General features: G+C 40.3%; 3 protein-coding genes. 1 reads left to right on the top strand and 2 read right to left on the bottom strand.

Going from position 1 to position 4,375, the window contains the following annotated elements:
- Positions 1–20 precede the first annotated feature (20 nt).
- Positions 21–686 (bottom strand): class I SAM-dependent methyltransferase, encoded by a 666-nt coding sequence (locus L693_RS0126895; RefSeq protein WP_025721536.1) that lies wholly within the window; start codon positions 684–686, stop codon positions 21–23.
- Positions 687–720: 34 nt separating this feature from the next.
- Positions 721–2,973, bottom strand: a complete 2,253-nt coding sequence (fabD, locus tag L693_RS0126890) for an ACP S-malonyltransferase (RefSeq protein WP_025721534.1) — start codon at positions 2,971–2,973, stop codon at positions 721–723.
- 867 nt (positions 2,974–3,840) lie between these two features.
- Between fabD and L693_RS0126885 the strand changes: the two genes are divergently transcribed.
- The gene (locus L693_RS0126885; RefSeq protein WP_025721533.1) at positions 3,841–4,299 is read left to right on the top strand and encodes an AbrB/MazE/SpoVT family DNA-binding domain-containing protein; all 459 of its coding nucleotides are present in this window, start codon (positions 3,841–3,843) and stop codon (positions 4,297–4,299) included.
- The last annotated feature ends 76 nt before the right edge of the window (positions 4,300–4,375 follow it).

The raw sequence follows: 4,375 nt of genomic DNA, 5'->3' as shown, positions 1-4,375 counted from the left end.
TGACACAACACTCCTCAGATTTATATTTCACGCATAGCAATCGTTAGACCGTCTCCTATAGGCAACATACTCATGCTGACCCGATCATCTTGGTAAATACGCTTATTGATTTCTCGAATCCCTCTTGTATCCGGCCCCTGATTTTGGACATTAATGACACTACCACCCCACAACACATTGTCTACACCTATCATGCCCCCCGGTCGAACCATTCGGATAGCGCGTTCATAATAGTTACAATAATTCTCCTTATCTGCATCAATGAATATAAAATCGAAATAATTAGCATAATCTCTAGATAAAAGATTATCCATGGTCTCCAATGCTGGAGCAAGGCGAAAATCGATCTTACAGTCTACTCCAGCTTCCTCCCAAAACCTTCTTCCCATATTAGGCCACCTATCATCAATATCGCATGTTATAATCCGTCCATTGGAGGGCATAGCCAAACCCATAAGCAATGTCGTATAACCTGTAAAAGTTCCAATTTCCAATACTCGCTTAGCCCCTATCCATTTTAAAAGCAATGCAATAAATTGACTTTCTTCAGGCGGACTTTGCATAGCAGACAACAGCATACGATTAGTTTCTTCCCGAAGTTTTTGAGCTGGTTGAGGCTCTTTCAACGAAACGCTTAATAAATAATTATACAGTTCATCCGTCAAGTTCAGTGTCCGTTTCCCCATGTTATCCCTCCCCAAACTACCTGTTAGCGGGTAGTCAGTTACCATATAAGTTTCTTATACGTTGATTTAAAATCATAGCTGTTTCCTGCATTAGCTTGTCAGCAATGCTGACTACATGCCGATACCGCCAGAATTCCATTTCTGTACCTTCCACCCATCTGTTAAAAGCGCCTAAGGCTGGCCCACAGTAAACTTGGTAATCCACCTTTTGGCCTTCACTTCCACTTAAAGCCAGATTTTCAGAGAGATCAAAGTACCAACTGAATACTAACAACATTTTATACTTTGGCTCGCGTTCAGCCCTAGCTATTGCATCATGTGAGTGCACTTGCCTCAATTCCTCAAAAACTTCCTCAAAACTGCGCTTGAAATACCTGTCTTGAAGCGTACTTCTGTGTCGGTCATCTATCTCCTCTAGCGAGTCATAGCATTTAAATAATTCGTATAGTTTATTGGCCCTTGCCGGGAAGAACACTCCCTTTCTCAGAAATTGAGCCTTGGCTCCAATATGGAATAACCTCCCGATAGGTGCTATAGCAGTATCTTGAACTTTCATTTGCTGAAGCAAGTCCTTCACCTGATTACTTGTCCCTGCCTCAACAGTACACTGATTGATTGAGCCGGTCATAATAAAATCAGCCCCCATTATAAAAGATGCCGCAGCGGCTTCAGGTACCCCGATCCCTCCAGCCAAACCGACACATATCCTGCGCTTATATCCGTATTTCTTCATAAACTGATCTCTCAATCTGCAGATGACAGGCATGATTACCTCAGAGGGACCCTGTTCAGCCGACATCGCAGAATCCGCTTCTACGCACAGATCATCAGCCATAGGCACATTCTTCAGTAATTCCGCTGCCATCTCGGAAATTTTGTTGCTCCGAAGTAGTTTTTGTATCCATGATTCCGGGGCAGGACTTAAAAAAAACTCTGCCACTTCAGGTCTTGATACCTTAGCTATTATTTTATGATCACTGACGATCCTCCCTCCCATCCCTCGTCTTAAGCCTGCAGCACGGTATAACACCAAGGCTGGAGTAATACTCACAAAAGACGATGCCTCAAGAACCTTTACTTTATTTTTGATAAGCATCTCTATTAAAGCTTCTTCTCTTTGAGGATCGAAAGGATCATGAGCGAGGTTTACTCCATACGTATACTCCCCATCTAATTCTTGTCTAATCCAGTGAAGCGAATCTTCAATCTCTGAAAAAGTCAGACCGGTTACACCCAAAAAACCCATAAGTCCACCTTTTGCTAATGCAATAACCATCTCCTTTGAGGAAATTCCCTTATGCATTCCCCCGGCATAATAAGCATATTTAAGCCCATATTTCTTTCTAAATTCCTCATTTCCTAAAGATCCGGAAGAGATAACCATCTTCCCGCCCTCGAGCGGTTTCGACTGAATTTGCTCCGCTCCCAAATCTAGCGGTTCTGCTTCATTCCGTATCTGGTCAAGCAATTTGGTTAGTACCTGCTTTGGACCAATCTCTTCTATGCTCTCCACTCCCAAAGCAAGCAAATATCGCATACTGTCTGTCCAATTTACAGGATGTGTCATCTGATCAGTCAGGTTTCGTTTGATATCGGAAGAATTATAAGGTCTTGCATGAACGTTAGATATTACAGGGAATTGAAGCTCCTTAAACTGAATTTTGCTCAAATACTTCTTAAATTGTTCCTGTGCTTCTTCCATGTAACGGGAGTGAAAGGCTCCGCTCACATTCAGTGGAACCACTCCTCTGGCTCCTGCAGCTCCCAGAAGACGGATGGACTCGTTAATTTCATGCTTTAAGCCTGAAATAACAATTTGTGTAGGTGTATTTAAATTCGCAATATCAATACCTTGTAAATTGCTATCTTGCAAAACCGCCCGGATCTCTTTTGCATCCATGCCTAAAACTGCTGCCATAGCTCCTGGAGTAACTTGGCTCATCAGTTCTCCGCGTTTTCTTACAAGTTCTAATCCGATTTCAAAGTCAAAGGCTCCTGCCGCAAATAGGGCATTAAACTCTCCCAGGCTATGCCCTGCTACAAAATCTGGAGTAATTTTCCGGTCATTAACAGTCTTTACGAAATGGAGCGCATTGACAACATACAGAGCCGGTTGTGTATAAGCAGTATTTCCAAGCTTTTGCTCCGGATCTTGTAAACAAAGTTGCTTTATAGAATAACCCAATACTTGGTCAGCTATAGATGTTAATTTGGGGAACTCATCAAATAGGTTCTCGCCCATACCTACATACTGGGAACCTTGACCTGGAAACATAAAGGCTCTCATTGTTGTGAAACCTCCTTCATTGAAACATTCGTAACTATAAATTTAATGCCAAATAGGACCTGCACCGAATTCTTCGGGCGGTCCTATGTAAGGTAATATAGAAAATAAGGAGAATAGACACACCTTCCCCATGTCATCTGCTATATCTAGCACACTACGAAAATGAATTATATCTCACCTTGCCTTCCAACGCGCCTAAACATCGATTGGAACGATACCGGTTCGTCACTATCATGTAACAAGTAGGTGAGCTGTCTATTATCACTAAGATTGTGTGTATTATATCTCTACAATTTATATATTTCAGTGACATTTTGGTCTTGACAAATTACTTTTTACTAATTCTAGTCTATCATCCCTAAAATGAGCGCGCAAAATTGAGGATTTTAACCTTATCGTTTTTTAAATGATAAGTATACTCTATTTGTTACGTTGGATCATTGAACTCAATTTTCGATTATATGCTCAGACCTTAGCATGTCTGCTAGAAGTCTCTATTATCTTCTATTGAACTAACGGACAGGATATTTCTACCTGTTATACCGGGGTTTATTTTTACCTGCCTGGCTAGATCGCTAATGTTTAAATCGTTTTTTCCATGTAATTAAGTATCTCTGCGAGTATTGTGGTTGTTTTTACCCAAATTAACCACGCCTTTATAAGGTAACTTTTTAGGATATCAATCAATTTAAATATGGTATATCACAATCAAATGGTGAAATACGAATTCTGGAAATAAGTATACTATCCTTTGGGAAGTTTTTATTTACCTCTCAATAATTTACTTTATATAGACAAATCTATTTTTTCACTATAGAAGAAAGGACCTTAATTCTGATAGTATTAAAAAAAAGGAGGATTTTAACTGTGAAAAGTATTGGTATGACTCGGCCATTAGACCCTCTAGGTCGTATTGTAATCCCTAAAGAAATGAGAGAAACGATGGGTTATAATGTGGGAGACCCGATAGAAATTTTTATGGATGAAGAACACGGTCTCTTAGCGTTTCGTAGATATACGGGTGTTTCCTGTAATATGTGCGGTTCTATCGACGAATTGACATACTTCAAGGATTACTTTATATGCGTACGCTGTATTGATGACTTAAAGAATGACAGGGGCGTTCAGTCGAAAGTAGCGCATGTCAAGCCCGGGACCGAAAAGGCAATTAAGGAGCCGAAAAGGTCTCCTCTTCCAACAGAGCAACTATTACAAACACTAAAGAATCTCATTCATCAAAAGCCTAACTTGACACAAAAAGAGTATGCTGAATTAATGAGTGTTTCTCAACCAAGGATTTCTCAACTCAAAAAAATGCTTCACTAAGGGCACCTTTATTTTCTCTATCCCTTTTAGCATCAATAAGTGGATTGTCAACAGTAAATCAAACAACTTTTTTAAG

The sequence above is a fragment of the Paenibacillus sp. 1-18 genome, from assembly GCF_000520755.1.
GTDB classification, from domain to species: domain Bacteria; phylum Bacillota; class Bacilli; order Paenibacillales; family Paenibacillaceae; genus Paenibacillus; species Paenibacillus brasilensis.
This window is presented reverse-complemented; position numbering and strand designations above follow the sequence as displayed.

Coding starts and splice junctions, on each gene's coding strand:
- L693_RS0126895 (WP_025721536.1), bottom strand. CDS start 686: ATGGGGAAACGGACACTGAACTTGACGGATGAACTGTATAATTATTTA.
- fabD (WP_025721534.1), bottom strand. CDS start 2,973: ATGAGAGCCTTTATGTTTCCAGGTCAAGGTTCCCAGTATGTAGGTATG.